The following is a 26240-nucleotide window of genomic DNA, read 5'->3' as shown; positions in this document are numbered from 1 at the left end:
CTGCTTATATACCCGTTAGTTAAGCGGCATTGTCATTTATCAAATCAGTTATCTCAATCGGTGAAACAACCTGCGGTACTCGTTCCTTTACGTTTGAGCTGGCGAGTGAATATTGCATTGATAAATCAAGCTCATCTTGCTTTAAAAACAGGTCTATCAGCATCAAGTAAATCATTGGATGAAAGTGTTTAGCGGGGTCTAAAAACCCCATCAGGCCAACAACAGAATTCAATGGATACAGCCCTGAAGCCAAAGCCCCCCAGCTAAAATAAGGCATAAAATGAGAACGATTAAAGCGTTTAGCTAGTCGATTTTGAACGTACTGAACTCGCTGCACGTGATAAGGATTCTTTCTGTCATAAGAGAAAATACATATTTTTTGATGTATCAAATTCAACGCTCTTATCTTGCGTTCTTCTTGGGGTATTTCTTTCAGCGCATCAACCCAACTCGATAAAACAGCTTCTGTTTTTAAATCGGTCGGAGAGGCGGTCACAGACTCAGCGCCCAAAGGCGGCAAAGAAAAATGATAAGGGTCACTTTTTTCAAGCAGCACATTGTGTTTTCGACAAACACGCTTGTAAAAGCACTGATGGGCGACATGAAAATATGTTGTCCCGTACTTTTCATCGTCTTCGCGCGCACACTCGGAACAGTAACGCCACGTCAAATCTTGTGATACATTCAGTGCGTTATGAAACTTGAAGCCAGATAGCTTGTTCAGCATGCTTTCGACAGAGCTATCTTTAAAAACTGATTCATCTAAAAACAGACTGTAATCAGTGATATTTGTATACTTTTCAATGAAACGTGCGAGTGAGTATTTTGACGAAAATGACTCTGCGAGCATTGAAAATACTGGCTGCCACAAACGTCTGGGTGAGTCTAATTTTGAGTTGTATTCTGACTTCATCATCGTTTCAAATTTTGTAAATCGCGTCATTTGAAAGTAGCGATACATTATGCTCGCAGCGTGCTCGCCGGGCAGCGGCATTGGCGACTGATAAATCATGACTCATCTCGCTTTTCATAACTTGCAACTATTGAATCAGCATCGATGACTTCGTCACCTTCATCAATTCGCTCAACAGTGCTTGCTGCTTTCAAGTGATGTGCACTGGTACGTTTTCGCTTAGGTTTTAAAGTGTGCGTTTCTGCTTCATCATAATAATTCGATAAATCATCTTCTCCCTTCAAAGATGATTGCTGATTTAACTTATTCAGAACATTATAATTTCTACGCAACTTCGAAAGCGGCGCATGCCACGTTTCAAGTCGCGCTTTATATACTTTTTTTAGTAACCCAAGGCAGTCCTCAACTTCTTTTTCTTGAGTGATAAGGTAATAGTTTCGAATAAATGCAATAGCAAGTGCTGAAATTGCGTCACTTACCCCAGCACAGAGAACGAGTAACTGAATTTTAAATTCATCAGTATGTACATGAGTATTTTTAAATAAGTCATTGTCGAAGTATGCTGTAAAAAAAGCTTTAAAATGTGACGAGTTCAGATGCCAAAGCGGAAATTTAATATGTGATGCAGAGCTCAGACGTCGAACTGTTTGTAGTTTTGTTGCTTTAGTTTCAGCTTCACTGGCAGTACTTTGAAATGTTGTTAATGCATCTTTAGTTGTTGAGATAATAATCGGCACACCTATCTTATTAAAAAGAGCTTCGAGCTCAGGTAAGCTCGGTGCATCTTTGAATTTTGATGATGGATTTAAGATAAATTGTGCTTCATCAATATGTATTATTCCGATGTCATACTGCTGGGCAGCACTTTGCATTGCATGAAATAGCTGATCAACTGAGTCACGCTTGCTCACAAAGTTTGCTGTCAGCGAGTGACCTACGACACGCTCAAGCTCATGAAAGAAATTAAACACTAAAGCTTTGCGACTTTTAGATGCTTGCATGTCAAAAGACAACCAGACGACCTGCTGCTTTTTAAACAAATTACCCCGGTACACTTCATGTTCAATAACTTGAGGGAAAAGACTCAAAACACGTCTAATTGTCACAGTTTTACCTGTACCGGCTTCGCCACTCACAAGTATAGATGGAACAGTGGCAACATATTCCGCTGGCCTTGAAACATCAAAGGCTTCATTATTTTTTAAGCGATAACTTGTAGCGTTACATTGCTTTCTATAGTTTGCAGTCAGAGGTGAACGCTTTTCATAACACTGTCTAAGCTGGAGATATACACTTTCGTAAACTTGATATGCATGCTTTGTTTCAATGTATATCGATTTCATATCAACTATAAAATCGTTTACATCCATTTTAGAAAAGCTTTCAAGTTCACTCGGCAAAGGTTTAAGAACGCGTATGAGTTCAAAAAAATCGTCCTGTGATAGGGCGTAAGGTAACGCTTCAACAAAAGGGTTTCCTTGATACTTTTCAAGTGCTTGATGCTTATAGATGGCCTTCGTTTTAACAATAGAATTCATTAATAAATATCCTCATCAAACTCATTAAAATTATCATGCTGACTTTCATTTTTGGCTTTCTCGACATCTTTAAGCTGCATAAGCGCTTTTTGCTTTTCTGCCTTTTGCCTCTGTTCATCTTCAATCATGATTGCTTTGCGTTCAGCGATGCCGCTTTGTATTGTCTTCTGTGTGTTAGGCGGTGCATCTTTAAAGTCGTTTTTCAGACGATATTCTTGAACTTGCTCGATTTCATGCTCAAAGTTGACGAGTGCATTTTCTTTTTTGTACTCAAGTACTTTTCGATGACTTTTAATTTCATCGAGTCTAAACTGAGCTTGCTGCGCCGTCATTCCTATGAAAGATTCATATTCGTCTTTTAGCGTAAGAGGTTGAAGCTCACCCAGCTCATCTTTAAAGTAAATCACGTCGACTGAGCCACCAAAACTGATAACATCAACTTTAAAATGCCCACCAACTGCTTTAGTAAACCAACCTTGCGCTTCTGCCCAGTCACTGTGATAGCCAAGACCATTAAGTTTCACTTCAGTCCTCGCCACTGTTGCCACTTGCTTTGGCATAAGTGAGTACATCAATTCAGGCAGTCGCTTCTGTGATATTTTTGGACGACCTAAAAATTCATCATTCATTAGATGCGACCACATCGCTGAAGGTGTTGGTGTAACGTCATCCGTTGCCATCTCAACTGTTAACAAACGATCGCGAGCATGCATCGAGTTATGTATAGATATTGCGCGAATGATAAATCGATGAATATCGTCAATCTGAAAAATAGCTCGTTGCGAGGAATGCGGAAGGCCAGCGTCACGGCCTTTTTCAACTGAGCCAGTCACATTTGAAATAAAGCTTTGAATAATGCGTAAAATGTTTTCAACAGTGCCTTTTGCGGCACCACGTGCAGGCGGACAATAATCGACACAAGAAATACCCAGTTCATCATTTAAGACGCTCATAAATTGATTTGGCGTATTTTCACCGCCGTTGTCGACACGAAGCCCTTCTGGAAAATGTTGACATGGCCATTCATTGTCATCTAATTCAACATTATATTGCTCAGCATACACTTGCTTTTTTTGCACACAGTTAATGAGCGCCTCAGCCACACTCATCCATTGTGGCGCGCCGAAGTTTAACGAGTAGCCCATCACTTGCTGTGTTCTAACGCACACCACAATGCATATGTTAACTTTTCCAGCCGCCTCCCGTTTTTTTGTATTCAATGGATAAGCAACATACATTGGTAATTCTGTTGAATCCGATTCACAGAGCTGGCCTGCACGTTCAACGCCCTCGAAAGCGCTGCCAGTTTTATCTTTTCTGTTATTTTGATACGCTGACTTACCAATTTTTAATACTTGTTGCTGTTTTGAGTCGAATGCTTTATTGAACAAACGATTAAATTGCTGAGCATTGATTCTTTTTGAAACATCAATTACAAGCTCAAAGTGTGTTTCATTTCCTCTTTTAACGATTCGTTTAGTAGAGCAATACTCTTTTAAAAACAATGTATGCAAATGCTTTAGACAAAACTTACCATCTTTTTTATCGACGCAATTTCTCAATGCAAGACGCTGAACTTTTAAAATATCATCAGAGCGCACCATTCTAGTCGCCAAGTCAGGTAGCAGCTTTGGCTTAGGGCCAGTCTTTTGCATATCATCTCGCGGACCTCTATTGCCGCTTTTTGCGTATTCAATAGGTAAAAGTGCATTTTTACGAAAGCCAAGCGAGCTATAGTAGTTCAGTGGTCGGCGAATAGCTTTTTCATTCACATTCAAGTCGGTTGCATGTTGTGTAATAGCTTGGCCGGACTGCCCTAAAAGATATTTTAGGATTGCTTGCTCTGACTGAAATGGCGATATCACAGCCCATGATAAATCACGCTTTTTTAGCCATTTCGGGTGCTTAACCTTTAGCTGCTCATCGCTCAAACGAGAGAGCTCATCATACAAATAAAATAAAGCACAACCATCCTCGTCGAGTGACTGCTTAAAATACTTATGAGCTGGGTTTCTTGTCAGCGCGAGCGGCTTTTGCGGTTCTTTCTTGCGCTTCATCAAAGATAGGTTTGTAATTATAAAATACTCAGCGTACTCATCAGTCTCTTGAATGACTTTTGATACTAAAAACTCATCATCAACAGCAAACTTTGATTTATATTTTTCAACGCCGGCATCAGTTAATTGCAGTATGTCATTTGCAGCAAACATCAGTCTTAAACCTCTTTGCACTCATTAACAGCACAAAGCTGAAGTGGCTTGTGCAGTTTAATTTTCTGCGTCAAGTCGATGGGTAAAATGTGTTTAAACATTGAGTTTGCAAACAATGTCATGCAGTGTGATGGGTTAACTTTGAGTGACGAAGAAACAGCTTTCAATGACTCTCTTAATGAGCTGTAAGGATGTTCAATAACATCATCAAGTAAAGCACTTACAAACTTTCTAAGTTCACTATTGCTAAGCTCTGTATCGTAGTAATTAATATAATTCAGTAAGTTATCTGCTTTTATTTTTGAAACATCATCTCTCAAGACTTGCTCTGCTCTCACGCCAAACTGTTTCCAATACGCTTTTTCGATATCAAATTTTTGCATTGTGCGTGTTTTACTGCGTGCATCGATACTGTGCTTAAATGAGTAAGCAACGCGATATTGAGCGCCAGATTTATCACGGTAAGTGACGAGTAAATCAGTCGTTAAAACAGTTAGTTCACCGGTTAAATGTTTACGCGGATGAATCACCCCCTGCGTATCAGCAATCTCTTGGGTGCGAACATGATCAAGCGGGTATTGCTCTTTAATTTCAACGACATTTGGCTCAAACAACTTTGTGATGTAAAGATGTTTTTCACCTTTGCCAAGCAATGTAATAACTCGCTTTTGAACCGGACAAAAGAAAATAGATCGCGTGCCAATCGACATGAATGTGCTTTTTACATATGGAATATGAACACCGCGCTTTTTAGCTTCGTTAAACGCTTTGATTCGTTTTACTGTTGATTCTGATACATATAAATCTTTCACTGTATTTACTCCAAATATCTCTTCTATTTTTAGTAATAACAGCAAATCAAAGTTAAGCAAGTAAATGTCAAAATTTATTTTTGCAACCGATTGTTTTAAAATATCTTTTTTTAGTTTAAATAGAAAAATAAGCAACTAAAAATATATAACCTTATTTATTACATAAAAAGATAAATAAATTATAAAATAAAATAAAAACAACAGCTTAAAAACAAGCAGCAATAACAAATAAAATTATAGAAAGAGTGAAATTATAGGTTTTTTTAGTTAGGTTTTTATGTGCATGAGGAGTCTCTTTATTTTGGTTTTCTGAGAAGTGTTATTCGGGGAATATGGAATCTAGATACATTTGGAATGAACAGTTCACAGAACATTTTAATGCTCTAATATATTTTATTTTGGTGTCGAAGAACTGATCCATAAAAGGGTTCTAAATTGGACTTAACCGAGTAATGTCGGGAAAAATAAGTTTAGGAGCCCTTCATGAATAGCAAAGTTGGCATCTTTTGGTTTGCTGAAAACACATTTAATCCAGAACCAACATTCTGTACATATTTTATTCAAACCTTTAAATCTTAAACTTCGTTTTATTGATTACGTATCAAACATCATTCATGAATTAGCTCGAATAACTGATGCGATATCTCCATAGAGGATCTACTTAAATCAATAGTGCAAAATCTCAATTGATGGCCTTGTATGGTGACATGCTCATCATAATTAACGCCTACTGATGGATGAAGTAACATGCCTGTTGATGTTAATGACATTGGATCGGAAACTACCTCTTGAGATCTAAGGTAAGTATAAAGTTGATATATATAACCACTTTTAAAACTTTCACCGCCATGAAAACGTTTGGTAGTAATCGAGGTAAATTTAGTATCAATAACAATACGTTGCTTCTGATCTTCATTTTCAAGTGAAATATCTAGCTGCATTGAAGGCATCAATTGTTCTATTTGCTCTGATGCATCATCAACTTGCCAATTCAATCTTTTACCAAGTTTCACGCTCCATGATTTATCTAGCTTTAAGTCATAAAAGCCGCCAACTGCTTTTTCAAACAGTTTTCTTACCCATTCAGCTTGTTTATCGGGAGATGCAAAATGGCCGCTAGTTGCTGATTCATTAATTAACGCCAAATTGAACGCCAACTCAGCTGTTGTAAGTACCTTTCTATCTACCAGTTCGTGTCGTCCAAAACGTTCATTTTTGGGGTGGTAACTCACATCAAACATTGGAGATACACCACGTTCAATCATAGATTGCGCAAGTTGATGACAACGCAGCTTTAGTGACTTTTTACTAACCAAACTAGCGATACGCTTAAGGGCAGCACAAATATAACGATTCCTTGGTGTATCAACAGATAGCTCTTCAAACGTGCAATGAACCTTACCTTTTTGCAATAACTGCTGAGAGTAGGTTTCCAGCACGTTAATGCGGCCTCTTACTCGATTTAAGTCACGAGTAGAATGCTTATAACCGTAGGTTAAATTTCGTTTTAATCTGGCTTCAACTTGAGAACATAAGACATCAGCCACAAGGCTAGCGACATCTTCATCTGTGCTCTCTGTTCCGCCATACTCATCAACCAAATACCTAAACTCGGACGCATATAGCATCAACAACCATAAGTTGTTGACAGGAATACCTGCACTCAAGTTTTGAATAGGTGGTGCTATTGCATTCATAGTGGTTTTAACAATGCTTCTTTTTGCTGAGCTGCCTTTTTAGGGTCATCAAACCAATACTCTTCCAATAAAGGATAAATTTCCGTTTCAACAACCTGCTTGAACCAATTTCCGACATCGGTTATTTCACTATCAAATGCTGGTGTCACATAGCTATGTCCGACCTGAAATTGAACACCTAACCTATCGTCATTTTCAATTGTTGTATTAAGCTCCAACATCCTATTTTCGATTGTCTCTAAATATTTAACGTCAATTTCAGTTTTACTATTAACCCAATCACGCCAAGGCTTTCCAAATACAGGCTGTAAGTTAATAAAAGCAAACCGTCTTCTCAGTGCCAAATCCACCAAAGCAAGTGATCTATCAGCCACATTCATTGTGCCAATAACGTAAAGGTTTTCTGGCACATATACTGGTTTATCACCTTCTTTTCTATAGCTTAACTCCAATGCTTCACTAGGTGTACGCTTATCAGCTTCTAAAAGCGTAAGCATTTCGCCAAAAATCTGTGCCGGATTACCACGGTTTATCTCTTCAATAACCACCACGTACTTATTCTTCGGGTTTTGTTGAGCTTGCCTTACCGTATCCAGAAATGGGCCTTCGCATAGCGATAACTTGCCATCACCACTTGGTCGCCAACCTTTGATAAAATCTTCATAAGATAAATTTGGGTGAAACTGCACAGCTTTGATAAAGGCTGGTTGCTTTTGACCAATCAAAGCATAAGCCAATCGCTTACCTAGCCAAGTTTTACCTGTTCCTGGGGGCCCTTGTAGAATGATATTCTTTTTGTTTTTGAGACGACTTAGCATGCTTTCAAGCGTTGATTGTGGTAAGAAACAACCATCTTTGATGATGTTGTCTATTCCATAGTCCTCTGCCTTCACTTCGACTTCTGGAGCCACCTCAACATCACCATCGTCAAATCCTAGCCATTGATATTGACCACCAGTGACGAATTCTAGCTCTCCCTCATCTCGTAAAACTTGCATTTGTTGATCAACTTTTAGATGTGGAGTTTTATTGTCAGGAAACATAGCCCCTAACTCATCAACATACAGCTCTTGAAACTCCTGTCTCGTAAAGTCTGGAGAGCCCTTTGATAGACACAGATCCTTAACTCTCGAAAGCACGGCACTCTTCCAAGTAATCGATTGTCCGACTTTCTTATGTGCCGGCTTCTGCCAAGCAAGTAATGACAACTCAGGAAATGAATGAACAGGGAAAGTTTCTTCTACAAACCTAATCACCAGATTTTCTCTTAACAATAAGTAATCATTCCCTGAGCAGCTTCTTTTAGGACCATTTCGCTCTGGCTTAATAGACAATAACGCTAAATAATCTTTACTTTGTTTTTCCAATGTTGGATAAAACCAAGGGCGTATCCAATAAAGTCCCATCGTCAGATTCCAGCGTATCCCTTTTTGTGCTGCGACTTGGTTATAAAGCTTAATAAACTCAGCGCCATCATCTTCTGTCTTTTCATCAGCAAAGTCTTTTGCCACTTCGAACAATGCCCATAGGTTGTCTATGTCATCGTCGTTTCGCTCGCCTTTGCCCGAGAAAAACCAAGATTTTTGATTATTAAGAATAGGAATAGCTTCAAATGAATCTGGCACAGCGACTTCGACACTTAGAAAACCGGCTAACTCCGTCGCCACTTTTTTGCGGTTCTCATCGGTCATGCCTCGATTGAACATACCCATCACGGTATACGGGTCAATATCTTCTAAATCCTTGCCTTGGATATAAGACAAATCAAATTTATCAGCGGTTTCTTGAATCCAAGTAACTAACGCAGCTCTGTTATGACGATACTCACTTAACGCATTGGCAACTTCCTCATAAAATCCAGTCCATTTGAATCTGACATCTTCTTCGGGAATATCTCCAAAACGCTCTTTCCAGAATGAATGGTTAGCAAATTTTTTATAATTTTGAGGCGTATCTTCGAATGCAAATTTAATAAGAGCTTCTGGCATCCACTCGCCAGATTCAACCTTCCAAATAGTGTTGCGGCCAGTGAAGAAGTACCACTCCTTCACTGGTGAAAAAGTTTGCTTCCATTCTACTTCTACTCGCTTGCCATCTTTCTTATTAGCAGTAACAACTCCGATCGCTTTAATGCCCATCACCGAAGCCATATTATTGCCTCGATTCGAAAATGGTAAGTTATTTTTACGTGTATAAGTCGACTTTATCGCTATGCGGTCGCCAGATTTGATGCTCTTAACATCTTGAAAGTACTTATCGTCATAGCCATTTTCCCAAATACCTTCAGAAATAAACCGTTGGGTTTGATCTTCGCCATCCCAACTTGCCCCAACAAACCAGCAAGGTCTGCTTTCAGCTAAACTTTGCTTCATTTCTTTAACCAGAATAGTTTTGAGCTCTTCTTTAAATTCAGGATTTTGGTTTATCTGAAGGATCAGTGTGCCAATATTCGCCAAAATTTCATCTTTACTATCCCAAGCCGGATGAGATACCGTTTCAAATAATGCTGGATAAATTCGCTCAACATGAGTGGTAAGCTCTGCATTTCCAATACTGAGGCCATGGGCCGCAAGCGTGTTTTCAACCAATTGGCTTAGTTTATCTTTTGTTATCATTTGAACTCCCTTTTATCTATATTACTAAGCCGCTCGATTCTTTTTAAAGTTCTCAGCTTGTTCGAATATCTCTTTATAAACTTCATCACGATCAACAGGTGGGTAGCCAAATTTAGCTAACAACATGATCAGGTCTACTTTTAGTTCAGCTTTTATATCGTCACGTTGGCTCCAGTCAGTGTACTTTGCTTTGTCATCAACAACATCTTTAACTGCTTTAGCTAAGTCTAGAAGTTTGTCTTCTGGGTATTGGAAATCATATTTAATCGCCAATGCCATTAAAATATCGTAAAAAGCTTTTTCTTCTAGGTTTATACCCATATCGGCAAACGACCCCATTTCAGACTTGAGATCTTGATACATATTGATAATCTCATCAGAAAAGTCTTCAAGCACTTCACTGACTAATACATCCTCTTCTTTGCGCTCGTTATATCTATCAACTAATGATTTAAAGCGAGCAGAAAAATCGACAGCTTTAAGCTTGTTTACTTGCTTAAACTCGCCAATTGCCTTTGCCAACATCTGCTGAAGTAGCTTGATTTTGGTATTGGGAAGCTTAATTTTTTCAATTTTTGCCAAATAATCATCATCGAAGATATCAACGCCATCTTCGCCTTGCCCTAGCTTGAAAATCTCTTCTACTCCGTCACTTTTGAGTGCGTCAGAAATCATTTCTCGTACCTTAGCATTCATTTGTGCAGTATCAGGCGCATTACCTTTTGTGAGCTTGTAAACAATAGAACGAACAGCTAAGTAAAAGTGAATGTAATCACGCTCTTCCTGCGATAGTTTTTCACTACCACAGCACACGTCATAAGCGGTTTTCAATCGCTTTACTAATGCCATAAAACGGTGTTCAAGTTTTTGCGTTTGTAACACAAACTCAGCGGCATTATTGAGGCAATTAAGTTGAGCAACAGAGTGCCCAGTGAAGTATGGCGACTCATCAAAGTGATGCATGAGTTTGCCCAATAAATCTAAATGGTCTTTAACAACAATAATTGACTGAGCAATGTCCTCAAAATTGGTTTCATCCGTTTTTGAATACATGGCCAACGCTTTATTCATTTGCGTTTTGATGCCGATATAGTCAACAACCAGACCTTTATCTTTCCCTTCAAACTTACGATTAACACGCGATATAGTTTGAATTAAGTTGTGACGTTGGATTGGTTTGTCGATATAAATAGTATCGAGGAATGGCACATCAAAGCCTGTTAGCCACATATCGACAACAATGGCGATTTTGAAGTTAGACTTTTCATTTTTGAATTGGCGATCTAACTCTTTACGGTACTCTTTAGTACCTAGCAAATCCCACAATTCTTTAGGGTCATCCTTGCCACGAGTCATCACCATTTTGACTCGTTCCATTGGTTTAATTTTTTTGCGTTCTTGCTCTGTTAGCTCTGCGCCAGCTTCGCATTCAAGTACTTCAAACCAATCTGGGCGGAGACCTTTTAATTCTTGATAAAATGAATAAGCAACCTCTCGCGCAGAGCTTACAAACATTGCTTTACCTTTTATGGTAGAGCCTTCTTCAATACGAGATTCATAATGGGCAACAAAATCTTTGGCCAACGCGCTAATACGATCTGGATCGCCCAAAATAGCAGTCATATTAGCGGAAGCTTTTTTACTTTCTTCAATCTGATGCTCATTACTTCCTTCATCAGCACACTGCTGATAATAAGCTTCTATTTCTTCTAATTTCGCGTTATCTAAAATGACCTTGGCCGCTCGACCTTCATAAACGATTCTAACAGTGATCTCATCTTTCACTGATTCTGTCATGGTATAAGCATCTACAACTTGACCAAACACATCAAGCGTGGCATCAACAGGCGTTCCAGTGAAACCTACAAATGTCGCATTAGGTAATGAGTCATGGAGGTATTTGGCAAAACCGTAAGTTTTCTTAACACCCTTTTCCGTCACTCTCACTTTCTGATCTAGGTTAGTTTGACTACGGTGCGCTTCATCAGAGATACAAATAACATTGCTTCTATCGGTTAGCAATTTGGTATCTTCTGTGAATTTATGAATAGTCGTTAAGAACACACCACCACTATTACGGCCTTGAAGCAGTTCGCGTAAGTGATCTCTGCTTTCAACGGCTACGACCGTTTGATCACCAATATATGATTTTGCATTAGAGAATTGTTGTGATAGCTGATCATCCAAGTCAGTACGGTCGGTAATTAACACAATAGTTGGGCTCTCAAACTCAACGCTTTTCATCAACAGTCTTGATAAGAACTGCATGGTAAAACTCTTACCACAACCAGTTGCGCCAAAGTATGTACCACCTTTCCCATCACCTTCAGGCTTTCTAGCAAGCTTAATATTGTGGTGAAGCTTTCTAGCCGCATAATACTGCGGGTAGCGGCAAACAATTTTTACTTCAGCCTTTGACGAATCAGGAAAATAAATGAAGTTGCAAATAACATCGCGCAGGCGAGCTTTATTAAATAATCCCTGCAACATAGTGTGCAGCGAATTAATTCCATCTTTTTCTATCGATTCATTGCCCGTTACCTTGCGCCATGCATAAAAAAACTCATAAGGTGCATAAAGGCCACCCATTTTATTGTTTACGCCATCACTGATAACACAAAAGGCGTTGTAAACGAATAAGGCAGGAATATCTCTGCGATAGCGAGTATTTAACTGAACATAAGCATCATGAATAGAGGCTTCTTCTTCACGAATAGCGCTCTTAAATTCAAACACTACTAATGGCAAACCATTGATATACATAATGCTATCTGGAATACGCTTTTCGCCATCAACGCCTTCAATCTCAAGCTGGTTAACTATCTTGTATATATTGGTGTCATTGAATTTAGCAGGCTGCTTTTCATATTCCGCTGAAGGCTCTGCTACTTTCGGTAGTTCTGGTACGCTTTCTTTTATTAAGTCAGGTAACAGACTTTGAACAACATTGGAGTAATCGACTAATTGGATATAGAGATCTTTTTGAGTATGCGGCTCTCCACTCACTGAAGGCTCTCGCTTTAACAAAAAGCCATCACTTAGCCATTTACAGAAGGTTTTATTACTGTCGTACAAATCACTAGCTGGTAAAGACTCAATTTGCTTGATGATTGAATCAATCTCACCAGCAGTAATATTGTCAGCATTGTATTTATCAGCTAAAAACTGGCGTAAATCATCTTTAATCAAAACATCAGTATTGCTACGAGTAAGCTCATAACCGGGCACGTAAGGAAAACCTTGCTCTCCCAGTAATTCAATAATTGCCGCTTCTAGCTGAGCTTCTGTAAATTTCATCTCTCGTCTCCTTCACTCTTCACAGAGGCTTTAAAGTAAGGCTGTTCTGAGGCTAGTGACACATCCATTCTATATCCCATACTTAGCTCCCCCAATGCAGGCTTATCCTTATCACTTTCGTAAGAAACTTCTACAAATCGATTATCTTCAATTTTATAAAAGTTAATATTTTCAAATAAATTTTTAGATGTTAACAATGCAAACTTAGCATCAGAAAATCTCAATCGATAAGTTTCAATACCATCTAGGTGGCAAATATAATCAGGACCATAACCATCAAAATATTCAACATTAAAGTCAGAGCTTTCATCAGGGCTATATCGTGACTTTCGAATCTCGATATTTAACTGATGATCACCAATAAATAAGATTGGTTTTTCAATTTCTTTAGAAGAGTTGATAAGTGCCTTTATAATTTTGCTAATTGAATCAAACTCAATAGGCTTAACATCTTGATAGTGAACTAAGTACCTCATTATGCGAATATTTAGATCATTATCAACGGCATCTCTCAGCCACTCATCTTCATTAATAACTCGATTAGTTTCAAGCCCAAGAGCTATTTTTTCCTTAGGGTATTGCGTAACATTTGCAGAATAGAAATTGCCTTCATTTTGTTTGAGAGACGAACTAATAGTATTAAATAGTTTTACAGGGTAGCTGGGCGATACGTGTAAACTATTGATTGACTCAGAGCATGAAAAACCAAATTGTTTTAATAGTTCTTCATCTATTCGAGCATCAATAATCGCTTGAGATTGGCGATTATCAAGTTGCTTAATCACTTCATTGATTGAGTCATTAAAATAAGACTTCTTATCTTCAAAATCACCATCAGAAATAAGTATTGAACTTTCGATCTCATTCGCCACTTTAAGCCACTCATTGAGGTCGCTTTTAATAGCATCTCTATCTAAATGCCTAAATACATCTGAGAAAATAAGCTCAACCCAACGGCTACTTAGCTGCCATTTACTTGTCGATAACGTAATCGCAATTTCAACAAATGCTTTATTTATACTTCTGGGATCATTTACTCCCCACCCAGAATAAATTCTGCCAGAAACCTTTTTACTTTCATTAACCCTTCCAAAAGAATCAAGAATTTTGGTTAACCAAGCACCATAGCCTCTTTCGTCATAATGACCGTGATTTCTTTGCCTTATGTACGCCCCCAATATATCGCTAGGCGAGTTACACGCTTTCATAGCGTTGTATATTCCCCCCGTTGGGTGAATAGGCGAGCCATTCAATAAAGCAAAAACGAATTCTTTTATTTTATCGTCATCTGCTGAGTTAGGCTTTAAGAGCATATAACATGCGGTTAAAACTCGAATATCAAATGTGGTATTGGCTACAGCCAGCTCAAAAGCAACATCTGCCTTATAACCTTCATTATTAGTAATTACAGCCCAAAGCTCGTTATCTGGTTCTACATTTAAAGTTGAATGAGTAATTATTTGCGAATGCCAGCTATATTCTTCATGCCTGTATCGATCAAAAGAAAACTTTCTAAACCAGTTATTAAGCATATCAACGCCCCAACCAGCAGCTTCTATGTTTCCATATCGTAAAGCGGTAATAGGCATATGAGCAGTATATTCAAGATGAGCCAGAAAATATGGCCAATTTTCGATAGACTCTACAGAGCGTTTTGAGCGAAGTTCAATATAATCAAGCCAGCCTTCCCATGATCCAACAAAATCAAATAAAACATCTTCATACTTATTGGCAATACGAAGGTCAGGTGAATGAGAAGAGTATGAACGCCACTCCATCAACAACGACCACATAAAGTAGCTACCTTGAATTAATGACACACCTTCTTTCACTATCTTTTGATCACGATGGCTAAAGATTCGCTTGTGCAAATAAATAGCTTGAACATAAAATTCAGTATTTTCAGGAATTAATTCTGTTGCAGCTTTTGATAGTAAGTAGTATTCAGTTAACAGCTCATCTAAATAACTTCTACTAAACCATCCTGAGTTTGGTAGTAATAACCAATTATCTTCTTCTTTATTATCATTAATAAAACCAATAGCTGAAGCTATTTGACAATGCCAATATGAAATATCGTTCATAGCAATTTTAAATGCGGAAATATCTTTATCCCTTATAGCGTCTTGAGCTTCACCAATGATGCCCTGAACAATAAAAACGAAGCTTTCAGCATCTAATTCGTTTTCTTCTGAAACTGTTTTAAAACACTTCTTGAATAGCCAACATGTCAACTTGTTAAAATTAATATTGCTATATTTAATAAGATTCAATTTCTTGGATTTTGATTGCCAATAAGGGTTAATTACAATTACCGGCTTTGCGCTTTCTTTCTTACTAAATAACGACCAGCCTTGGTTAGCAAGCCACTTAATAACAGCCAAGTCTAAAAACCAATGAGCTAGTTTTAGCTTTAATGTCTGGATACCTATGATGGCATTCAACAAGCGGAAGTTAACGTTTTCAACTGAATGAGGAGAGTTTAATTGAATATCTATTTGTAGCATCTCGTCATCGGAAAAATGATAGCTTTTGACCGACAATACACCGGCTTCTTTGTTTGTTAGTAACTTATTGTTGATTACGTTTTCTAATAATAAGCCTTTTAATCTGTTTCGAATATCGTGTTCACACCATTCATGGATTGTGTAACGCATCATTAATTTTTTCGCAGATTTTTCATCTAGTAATTTAAAAGTGCTTATAAAAAACCAAATGGTTAGGACTACATTTAACATCATCCAAATGACAGATGTCAGGCACAAAGCAAGGTAAGAAGAATCAGATAAACTAGCACTCAACAAAAAGCTAATAAGAATAAATATAGCGAGTAAAAAACCACTAAGACCTGCAAACATAACGCCTGAGTATTTTTTATAAACAGGAATTAACGTTTTTTTAGACGACTTATTCTGGAAAAGTAGACTCACTAAGCCAATAGCTAATGGATAAATGACTGCGGCAATGGTGAGCTGAGCCGTAAATAATATATCTTGCCATTCAATCAGCTTTTTCCAATGAGGAAAATATTTAAATGTAGCTTTTGCAAGGTCAACTTCCCAAACTAACAAGTTTAACGCGACCAAACAGGATAGGACAAACAGTAAACAAGCATAGTAAATATAACGCTTTGACCATGTTAAAATGTTACTTTCAACAATGGTCCATCGACTATCTAGAAATGATTTGTTTTCATATAGCGACTCTTTAATGTTTTTATCTACGTTATATTGAAGCGTATTAAATATTTTTCCTAACCAGCTCAAATTCTAAATTCCTTTTAACAATTTTTTTCTAATATCAGCTCACCAGATATTAATTTTGGCAATAGAGTGTCTCTCAGCTCTGAAAGAGCCTCGCTCTCTTTGTTCCTTATAGGAATCACCTGATAGTAGTTTTTTACATGTTCTGAGAAAAATTTTTGCAGTGAGCTAGGCGGTATTACAACAGGCCAATCCATAATTGCCTTTTTATCACCCCTAGGCATTTTTGAACCTTTTGAGGTCGTCATCATGTAATCAAAAAATACATCTTGGTAAAGCAGGTTCAACAAGTATTCTTTACACTGTTCGTTTTTGGCTTCAAACCCTAATACATCGTTTGATCGCCCACCAGAAAATGTAGCAAACCATATTTTTTGAAAATAGGGTCTTATATTTGAAATGAGAATATCGCCCGGTTTGAACGAAGGTGTCGTTTTAATATCTGGTACTTTAGAGGCTGTTGATATGCCTCCTTTGTTCGAAAGCATATTATCGGTTGATATGTAATTATCCAGCGTCAGTTCTGTGCCATCTATACGACTAGAAGTAAAATTTGCTAGCGATGATAAGTTGCCAGCGCTCCACCCTTTAGGTATCCAACCATCAAAACCTACTGTTGGTTCATCCGTTTGTTCAAATTCGCTTGGGAATAATGCGCGGATATCGTCGGGCAATGGTTTGCTCTTTGTTTCTGGAGAAGCTTGTAGCTGCTGAGCTTGTTTGCGCTGCTCAGCTTTGTGTTGCAGTGCTTCAGGAATATCGTTACCAGCGGCAAGGGCGTTGTCGATTACAGGATCAAAATCAACAAACCAACTTTTAAACAACGCCTGCGCCATTTGTTCTAGGGTTTGGTTAGTTTGATAATTTAGGGCTATTCTCTTTTCAAACAAATATAACTTTTCTCCCAAACATTTCTGCTCTTTGATACATTGAGGCGCTTTAACCCTTGCCTTGTGAACATGGTTCCGGTTAATTCCCGGAACAGCTCCCTTATCCGTATAGTCGCTAAACGAAATTGTTTTAAGCAGGTAATAGATAAAGAGTGGATCATTACCTTTGAAATCTTTTACATAGAGTGTGGTGTTTAAAGGCCAAAAATCCTCATCTACATAAAATACTTCGCCAATTGTTCCATATCGCCCTGTTACAACACCCGGTGCAGATATTTTTGCAATATTATGATTACCAGAAGCACCTGAGGAAGAAATAATAGGTATGCTGCCATCTTCTCTTTTGGACTTTGGTAAATCATACCCACGTTTAAGCTCTATTAAATCACCAAGTTCAAACTCTTTCCATTCACTGCCCATAACCCAGCTCCATTAGATTTGTTCGAATTGCAACATCCATTTCTTGAGCTTGCTCCATCTGTCTATAAAGAGTTTGGCTCAGTTCTTTCATTTTCACTTCAAACGGGATGCCATCGTCTTCTAACTCAGCAGCACCAACGTAACGACCCGGTGTTAATACAAAGTCATTAGCTTTAATTTCTTCCAGCGTTGAAGACTTTGAATAACCTGCTTTATCTTGGTACTCGCCATCTTTTTTCTCACCACGCCATGCGTGATAAGTACGGGCAATGTCAGCAATGTCATCTGTGGTGAGTTCTTTATGAACTCGGCTAACCATAGTGCCCATTTCACGGGCATCGATAAACAAGGTTTCACCTTGACGGTCACGATAACCAAGTTCGGTATTCTCTTTTTTGTTTTTGGTGATAAACCACAAACAGACTGGGATTTGTGTGGTGTAGAACAGCTGTCCCGGTAGTGCAATCATGCAATCCACTAAGTCATTTTCAATTATCTTTTGACGAATTTTACCTTCACCACCAGTGTTAGAGCTCATTGAACCATTGGCAAGAACAAAGCCTGCTGTTCCATACTCACTAAGCTTTGAGATCATATGCATGATCCACGCATAGTTTGCATTACCGGTAGGTGGTACGTCAAAACCGGCCCAACGAGGGTCATCAACTAACTCGTTATCTGCACGCCACTGCTTTTGATTGAATGGCGGATTCGCCATAATGAAGTCAGCCTTGAGGTCTGAGTGCTGATCTTTAAAAAAGCTATCTCCTGCCACATCACCTAAGTTGCCGTTGATACCACGTACTGCAAGATTCATTTTGGCTAGCTTATGGGTGGTACTGGTGTACTCTTGGCCGTAAATAGAAATGTCTTTTTTATTGCCGTTGTGACTATCAATAAACTTGAGCGATTGCACAAACATACCGCCACTGCCACAACATGGATCGTAGATCTTACCTTTGAATGGCTCAATCATTTCAGCGATTAGAGATACAACCGACTTAGGCGTGAAAACTCACCACCACCTTTGCCTTCGTTTGCAGCAAACTTACCTAAAAAGTATTCATACACACGACCAACTAAATCTTCTTCTGTCATATGACATTCGTTAGCGATGGTCTCTATGTTATTGATGGTATCGACTAATGCTGCAAGCTTACTAACATCGAGCCCTAGTCGGGAAAAATAGTTATCAGGCAATGCACCTTTAAGAGAAGCATTATTTTTCTCAACTGTATGTAAAGCAGTATCAATTTTTACTGCTATGTCATCTTGTTTAGCTTGTTTTTGAATGTAAGACCAACGAGCGTCTTCAGGTAAATAAAAAACATTGTCTTTGGTGTAAAAGTCCACCATATCGACATAATCACCCATACCCTCTGCGACTAATTTTTCACGCTGTTTTTCAAATTTATCGCTAATAAATTTTAGGAAGATAAGGCTGAGTACAATATGCTTGTATTCTGAAGATTCGACACTTCCACGAAGTTTATTTGCTGCGTCCCAAAGTACTTCTTCAAAGCCTTTTGTGTTTTTTATGTCTTTTTTGTTATTGGTTGCTTTAGCCACGATAAATCCTTGTTTTTATAAAAGCGTCCGCTTTTTAATATAACGCTTATAGTATCGGATTTTAAAGCGAAATGTCAGTAAAGCTAAACACTCATAATATTGAATAATTGGAACAAACCATATTTAGGATGGGACACACAAATAAAAAAGGTGAGCTAATTTGCTCACCTTTTCAAGAGTTATAGTTTGGGAAAAGAATTCCCAATCTTTAATAACTTTCCCAATCTATAATTATCATTCCCAAACTATAATAACTCTGATCAAATCAAACCTTAGTCACGGTATGTCTCTACCGCTGGGCATGAACAAACTAGGTTACGGTCGCCGTATACGTCATCTATACGGGTTACTGTAGGCCAGAATTTGTCTTTTGCTACGCTTGGTACTGGGAATGCTGCGTAGAAACGGTCGTATGCACGATCCCACTCATTGCCTAGTACGTCTGCTTGTGTGTGCGGTGCAAACACTAGCGGGTTGTTTTCAATTGACCATTCGCCAGATGCGATACGGTCGATTTCTGACTTGATTGACACCATTGCTTCGATGAAACGGTCGATCTCAACTTTAGACTCAGACTCAGTTGGCTCAATCATTAGTGTGCCAGCTACTGGGAATGACATAGTTGGTGAATGGAAGCCGTAGTCTTGTAGACGTTTAGCTACGTCCATTTCTGTTACGCCTGTTTGCTCTTTGATTGGGCGTAGGTCAACAATACACTCGTGCGCAACGCGGTTGTTACGGCCACGGTATAAAATTGGGTAGTGCTCGCTTAGCTTCTCAGATAAGTAGTTAGCGTTCACGATAGCCATTTCTGTTGCTTGTTTTAAGCCTTCAGAGCCCATCATGGCAATGTATGCCCACGAGATTGGTAAAATAGCTGCTGAGCCGTAAGGGGCAGCAGAAACCGCACCGTTACCGATGTTTGTGCCAGCAACATTAATTACGCTGTGGTTAGGCATAAATGGCGCTAGGTGAGATTTAACACCGATAGGGCCAACACCTGGACCACCACCACCGTGTGGAATACAGAATGTTTTGTGTAGGTTAAGGTGCGATACGTCAGAACCGATTGAACCTGGGCTTGTAACACCAACTTGCGCGTTCATGTTTGCGCCGTCCATGTACACTTGACCGCCGTGCTGGTGCACGATGTCACAGATTTCACGAATTGTTTCTTCGTAAACACCGTGTGTAGATGGGTACGTGATCATGATACAAGATAGGTTTTCAGATACCTCTTCGGCTTTCGCTTTAAGGTCTGCCATATCAACGTTACCGTTTTTATCACAGTCAACAACCACGATTTTCATGCTTGCCATTTGTGCAGACGCTGGGTTTGTACCGTGCGCTGAACTTGGGATCAAACATACGTTACGGTGACCTTCACCGCGTGACTCGTGGTATTTACGAATCGCGATTAAGCCTGCGTATTCACCTTGTGCACCTGAGTTAGGTTGTAGTGAAACTGCATCGTAACCTGTGATGTTTACTAACCAATCATGTAACTCAGTCATCATGATTTGGTAACCCGCTGCCTGATCAAGTGGGCAGAATGGGTGTAAGTTTGCAAACTCAGGCCAAGTGATTGGGATCATCTCAGCTGTCGCATTAAGTTTCATTGTACATGAACCTAATGAGATCATTGAGTGGTTAAGCGCTAAGTCTTTGTTCTCTAGGCGCTTGATGTAACGCAACATTTCAGTCTCGCTGTGGTACGAGTTGAAGTTAGGGTGCGTTAAAATTTCGTCATCGCGTACTAGGCTTGCAGGAATTGAGTTGCTGCCATTTACTTCGATTTCGTTTGCAAGTACATCAACGCTCAGACCGTGGCCTTCACCTAAGATGATGTCGAATAGCTCAGCTACGTCTGCACGGGTTGTTGTTTCTGATACAGAAATTGAGTATTCACCTGCGCGGTTAGACGCAAAGTTAACGCCGTTTGCTACTGCACGTGCAACGATTTCGTCTTTGTTATCTGCAACAACAGTCAGTGTATCGAACCATGTGTCGTGCTTAAGGTTTACACCTTTCGCTTTTAAGCCTGCCGCTAAGATGTCTGCAAAACGGTGGATACGCTCAGCGATAGTTTTAAGGCCTTGTGGACCGTGGTAAACCGCGTAGAACGCTGCCATGTTCGCTAGTAATACTTGCGCTGTACAGATGTTTGAGTTGGCTTTTTCACGACGAATGTGTTGTTCACGTGTTTGCATTGCCATACGTAGTGCGTCGTTACCTAAACGGTCTTTAGAAACACCGATAATACGACCTGGTAGTGAACGCTTGTACTTGTCGCGTGTTGCGAAGAATGCAGCGTGTGGACCACCGTAACCCATAGGTACACCAAAACGCTGTGCTGAACCAAGTACTACGTCTGCACCTAGTTTACCTGGTGCTTTAAGCATTAATAAGCTCATGATGTCTGCAGCAACACAGGCAATCGCTTTTTTGTCTTGTACTTGTGCGATTAGGTCAGTTACGTCAGTGATTTCACCGGTTGTTGATGGGTATTGGAATAATGCACCAAAAATCTCATGATTAGCCGCTTCGCTTGCAGGACCAACAACTACTTCAAAACCAAACTGGTCTGCACGTGTAGCAACAACGTCGATAGTTTGCGTGTGTACGTCATCAGCAATGAAGAAGATGTTAGCTTTTTTAGCTTTAGCAACACGCTTTGCAAGGCCCATTGCTTCTGCAGCAGCCGTTGACTCGTCAAGTAATGACGCGCTTGCTAAATCAAGACCAGTTAGGTCTAGGGTCATAGTCTGGAAGTTTAATAATGATTCTAAACGACCTTGTGCAATCTCTGGTTGGTATGGTGTATACGCAGTGTACCAGCCTGGGTTCTCAAGTACGTTACGTAAAATTACGTGTGGTACGTGAGTTGGGTGGTAGCCTTGACCGATGTATGATTTGAACACTTTATTTTTGCTTGCTACTGATTTTAAGTAGCTTAGTGTTTCAACTTCAGTGCGGCTTTCGCCAATTGATAAACCTTGCTCTAAGCGAATGCTTGCAGGTACCGTTTGACCGATCAGCTCTTCAACACTCGATACTCCAAGAGCGCTTAGCATGTCGCTTACTTGCGCTGGGCTTGGCCCAATGTGACGGCGAATAAAATCTTGCTTTTGCTCTAATTGTTCAAGAGATTTGGCGTTTGACATTTGTCCAGATTCCTATGATCCAAAAAAAAGTGGTTACTGCCAATGGGTAACTGGCAATAACTTAAAAACAGGTTGATTCAATAACTTACAGCGTATGGAAAAGTAAGCTATAAAATCATAAAAGCCCCTGTGAAACCCAAGCTACGCATTTAATTAGCTGGGGATCTAGACGGGGCTTTTAGTCGGCGTGACTAATTAATTAGTCTTCGTCGATTGTGTTAGCGTAGCCTTCAGCGTCTAACAGGTTATCAAGCTCTGATGTGTCAGATGCTTTGATACGGAATAACCAACCGTCAGTGTACGGGTCGTTATTTACTGTTTCAGGCGAATCTTCAAGCTCTTCGTTGATTGCAACGATTTCACCGCCGATTGGTGCGTAGATGTCTGATGCTGCTTTTACAGACTCAGCTACTGCGCAGTCTTCACCCGCGTCAACTTCATCACCAACTTCTGGTAATTCAACGAATACCATGTCGCCAAGAAGTTCTTGTGCGTGCTCAGTGATACCTACAGTAAACGTACCGTCACCTTCGTCGCGAACCCACTCGTGTGAAGTAGCATATTTTAATTCGCTTGGGATATTGCTCATCTTTTTGTTCCTTTGGTTCTGTTACCAATCATGCTAACAACTCAACATGATTGGCATTATTAGGTGATAACACCAAATTTTTTATAGTTTAGATAACTGATTTGCCGTTACGTACAAAGCAAGGTTTAACAACCTTAACGTTAACCAGTTTTTTACGCATCTCTACTTGGGCTGTTTCGCCAGTTGAACGCGGAACGCGTGCTAGCGCAACACTGTGACCAAGAGTTGGTGAGAATGTACCAGAGGTAATCACCCCTTCACCACCTTCAACGATGACTTTTAAACCGCTACGCAATACGCCTTTTTCTTCAAGCACTAAACCAACTAGTTTGTCTGTGCTCTTGTCAGCGCGTTGCTGTTCTAATACTTCACGACCGATAAACTTACGATCTTCTGGCTCCCATGCGATTGTCCACGCCATGTTTGCAGCAAGTGGAGAAACACTTTCGTCCATATCTAGGCCGTAAAGGTTCATACCCGCTTCAAGACGTAACGTATCACGTGCACCTAGACCCGCTGGCGCTACGCCTGCGTCTAGAAGTTGTTGCCATAAATCAGCAGCTTGATCGTTAGGCACTACGATTTCATAACCATCTTCGCCAGTATAGCCTGTTGTCGCAATAAATAAATCACCTGCTTGCACACCAAAGAAAGGCTTCATACCTTCAACAGCAGCTTGTTGCTCTGCGTTAAGTACTGTTGCTGTTTTAGCACGTGCATTAGGGCCTTGAACGGCAATCATTGCAAACTCAGGACGCTCAGTAACCGTTACGGCGAAATCAGCCGAAACTTTAGCTAAATGCGCTAAATCTTTTTCACGTGTTGCTGAGTTAACTACTAAACGGTAGTTCGTTTCTGAGAAGAAGTAGATGATTAGGTCGTCGATTACGCCGCCTTCTTCGTTAAGCATACCTGTGTAAAGTGCTTTACCCGGTACAGTTAACTTAGCAACGTCGTTTGCAACTAGCTTACGTAAGAACGCTTGTGCTTGCTCGCCTTGAATATCGACAATAGTCATGTGAGATACGTCAAACATACCTGCATCTGTGCGAACCGCATTATGCTCTTCGATTTGTGAGCCGTAGTTGATTGGCATTTCCCAGCCGTGGAAATCAACCATTTTTGCGCCAGCTTCAAGGTGCTTAGCATGTAAAACTGTTTTAGAAGTCATAATATTCCTTCACTTTTAAATTAACCCACAAGTTGTGGGGCGTGGCCTCAATTTAATGAGGGGGAATAACATGGGCGGCGATTATACATTAGTTGCACAGTTGTCACACCCAAATTGCGATTTTGTAACTAAAAAATAGCTAAACACCCAAGTGCGTAGCTGTTTTAAAAATTTTATGTTTTAAGCAACGTTGGCTAAGGCTAAATCAAAGCCGAGCTGCTGTAAGTGCGTTTGCCATTTATCAAGCTCAGCTTGGCGCGCCACCAGCTGAAATTGCTGTGTTGCTTGGTTATCTATGGCGGTAATAAATACCTCACCGCTTTGTGCACCATAGCAGCTGCGCATGTCTGATAAACGCAGCCCCGGCGTTAGCTTAAAGCTGTCGACCAAGGCATCAAACGCTTGCTCACCACTTAGAGTTAGCGCGCTTAAATCGTCACGCATTACGTAATCAATGTCGTAACGTAGTTGTTGCTCATTAATAAGCGACTGTAATTGCACGCTGGCATCTTTACCTAATACAAAACGAAATGCAGTTTCGTTAAAGTAATACAGGGCATAAGCGTAGCTGCTTGTTAGGTCATCGTCTAATGAACTACGTAAGCCTAAACCGCTGGCGGTTAGCTTATTAATATCAAGACCTAAAATAGCCGTTAAAAATGGGATTGCTTCAGTGCCACTAAAATCCATAATGGCAGTATCGCTATTAGCTTGTAGCACGTTGTCTGCTGGGGTCTCAGCTTGGCTGTGGCGAGCAAACATTATTGGCGTAAAAGTCATATGTGACACCTATCAATCGTTAATGCTTGAAGTATATTGCGCCGTGCTGGCAACAACAAATTGTAATTATTTATCAATTGATAAATAATGCTTATATACATAGCCCTATTAATAGAATTTTTTAATGAAAAACATTTCTACCGATAGTTTACGTACTTTAGTCACTGTTGTTGAAGTTGGCGGATTTGCCAAAGCAGGTGAATTATTGGGGCTATCGCAACCGGCTGTTAGCTTACAAATAAAGCGCCTAGAAGACATGCTGGGCCATAAGCTGTTTAAAAAGCAAGGCCAGCGCCAAGTGCTTAATCAATATGGCGAATTGCTTATGCCATTAGCTAAGCAAATGCTGCAACAAAACGATGCCATTTTGCAGCAGTTCACCAGCGAAAACGTAACAGGCAAAGTGCGCTTGGGGATCCCCAGTGAATTTGCTGCACGTATTCTACCTTCGATCATAGGTGACTTCGTGGCCCTCTACCCTGACGTATCGCTCGAAGTGCGTTCTCGTTTGAGTAAACATTTATTGTCGGTCTCGCGCCAAGATCAATTCGATTTAGTATTGGCATTAAACGAAGAGCTCGAATCAGCTAAGTTCCCTATTTTTATGCAAGACCAACTAGTATGGGTGGGTGATTTAAACCTTGCACAGAACGATGTGGTCACGCTTGTAACCGCCCCTGAGGGATGTATATATCGTCGCCGCGCAATCGAGGCACTACAAAGTGCGGGTATTAAATACCGCATTGCTTACAGTAATGCCGACTTAACCGGCCTAACTGCGGCGTTAAAAGAAGGCTTAGGCATTACGGTACTCTCAAAAAGCACCGTACCGAATGAGCTTAACTACCAACTACAAACCAAAGACCTCCCCGAGCTTGGTCAAATAGGTATTAGTTTAATTAAACGTACCGACGACCCCGGCACCGCCGTAGACAAACTCGCCGAATTCATCGCCTTGCGTTTGACGTAGGTGTGAGTTAGCGAGTTAGCAAGTTAGCGAGTTAGCGAGTTAGCAAGATTGTAGCCGCGATTTTATATCGCGTAATTCGATGAATACTCACAAAGAGGATAAGAGACACTACGCTTTAGAGGAAAGTAATTATTAGTTTTATTGGGTTACTCATTCACTTCTCATTGTTTTCTTTTGTGCAAAAGAATATTGAACCACAGAGAGCACCGAGGCGCTGCGCGCTACATAGAGAAAGTAATACTTACAAAGAGGAAAAGAGACGCTACGCTTATGTGGACTCCCCCTTGTCAACAACAATAATTTACAATCAAAAGAATAAATGCGTGCTTATGTACGAGCTCT

The 26240-nt window shown here is 39.8% G+C and carries 14 protein-coding genes and 1 pseudogene; 1 reads left to right on the top strand and 14 read right to left on the bottom strand.

What is annotated here, in order from left to right:
• Positions 1–19: 19 nt before the first annotated feature.
• The 14 genes and pseudogenes from HUS62_RS19395 to HUS62_RS19330 form a co-directional block, all read right to left on the bottom strand.
• On the bottom strand, positions 20–1012 hold the full coding sequence (locus HUS62_RS19395; protein ID WP_175080848.1) for a TniQ family protein: 993 nt from the start codon (positions 1010–1012) through the stop codon (positions 20–22).
• A complete protein-coding gene (locus tag HUS62_RS19390; protein WP_175080847.1) occupies positions 1009–2451 on the bottom strand; it encodes an ATP-binding protein in 1443 nt (480 codons plus the stop codon). Before HUS62_RS19390 ends, HUS62_RS19395 begins: the two co-directional genes overlap by 4 nt.
• Positions 2451–4661 (bottom strand): hypothetical protein, encoded by a 2211-nt coding sequence (locus HUS62_RS19385; RefSeq protein WP_175080846.1) that lies wholly within the window; start codon positions 4659–4661, stop codon positions 2451–2453. Before HUS62_RS19385 ends, HUS62_RS19390 begins: the two co-directional genes overlap by 1 nt.
• Positions 4662–4666: 5 nt before the next feature.
• Positions 4667–5473: a TnsA endonuclease N-terminal domain-containing protein gene (locus HUS62_RS19380; protein WP_175080845.1), complete on the bottom strand. Its 807-nt coding sequence runs from the start codon at positions 5471–5473 to the stop codon at positions 4667–4669.
• Positions 5474–6081: 608 nt separating this feature from the next.
• Positions 6082–7170 carry a 5-methylcytosine restriction system specificity protein McrC gene (locus tag HUS62_RS19375; RefSeq protein ID WP_175080844.1) on the bottom strand — a complete coding sequence of 363 codons (1089 nt, stop codon included), beginning with the start codon at positions 7168–7170 and terminating at the stop codon, positions 6082–6084.
• Complete coding sequence (locus HUS62_RS23245) at positions 7167–9785, bottom strand: AAA family ATPase (RefSeq protein WP_258536821.1); 2619 nt, start codon at positions 9783–9785, stop codon at positions 7167–7169. Before HUS62_RS23245 ends, HUS62_RS19375 begins: the two co-directional genes overlap by 4 nt.
• A gap of 24 nt (positions 9786–9809) precedes the next feature.
• On the bottom strand, positions 9810–13082 hold the full coding sequence (locus tag HUS62_RS19365; protein ID WP_175080843.1) for a type I restriction endonuclease subunit R: 3273 nt from the start codon (positions 13080–13082) through the stop codon (positions 9810–9812).
• Positions 13079–16348 (bottom strand): hypothetical protein, encoded by a 3270-nt coding sequence (locus HUS62_RS19360; protein ID WP_175080842.1) that lies wholly within the window; start codon positions 16346–16348, stop codon positions 13079–13081. Before HUS62_RS19360 ends, HUS62_RS19365 begins: the two co-directional genes overlap by 4 nt.
• Positions 16349–16362: 14 nt before the next feature.
• A complete protein-coding gene (locus HUS62_RS19355; protein WP_175080841.1) occupies positions 16363–17655 on the bottom strand; it encodes a restriction endonuclease subunit S in 1293 nt (430 codons plus the stop codon).
• Positions 17645–19224, bottom strand: a pseudogene (locus HUS62_RS19350) (N-6 DNA methylase). The gene HUS62_RS19355 and the pseudogene HUS62_RS19350 overlap by 11 nt, the downstream one beginning before the upstream one ends.
• 272 nt (positions 19225–19496) lie before the next feature.
• Positions 19497–22388, bottom strand: a complete 2892-nt coding sequence (gene gcvP / locus HUS62_RS19345) for an aminomethyl-transferring glycine dehydrogenase (RefSeq protein WP_175080840.1) — start codon at positions 22386–22388, stop codon at positions 19497–19499.
• Between the two features lie 199 nt (positions 22389–22587).
• On the bottom strand, positions 22588–22977 hold the full coding sequence (gene gcvH / locus HUS62_RS19340) for a glycine cleavage system protein GcvH (protein WP_054551324.1): 390 nt from the start codon (positions 22975–22977) through the stop codon (positions 22588–22590).
• Between the two features lie 88 nt (positions 22978–23065).
• Positions 23066–24148: a glycine cleavage system aminomethyltransferase GcvT gene (gene gcvT / locus HUS62_RS19335; RefSeq protein WP_054560755.1), complete on the bottom strand. Its 1083-nt coding sequence runs from the start codon at positions 24146–24148 to the stop codon at positions 23066–23068.
• A gap of 180 nt (positions 24149–24328) precedes the next feature.
• Entirely contained in the window at positions 24329–24928 is a 600-nt protein-coding gene (locus tag HUS62_RS19330) for a hypothetical protein (RefSeq protein WP_054560756.1), read from the bottom strand.
• A 124-nt stretch (positions 24929–25052) separates the two neighbouring features.
• On the opposite strand from HUS62_RS19330, the gene HUS62_RS19325 reads away from it, so the two are divergent.
• A complete protein-coding gene (locus HUS62_RS19325; RefSeq protein WP_175080839.1) occupies positions 25053–25898 on the top strand; it encodes a LysR family transcriptional regulator in 846 nt (281 codons plus the stop codon).
• The last annotated feature ends 342 nt before the right edge of the window (positions 25899–26240 follow it).

Source organism: Pseudoalteromonas sp. 0303 (assembly GCF_013349995.1).
Lineage (GTDB): Bacteria > Pseudomonadota > Gammaproteobacteria > Enterobacterales > Alteromonadaceae > Pseudoalteromonas.
This window is presented reverse-complemented; position numbering and strand designations above follow the sequence as displayed.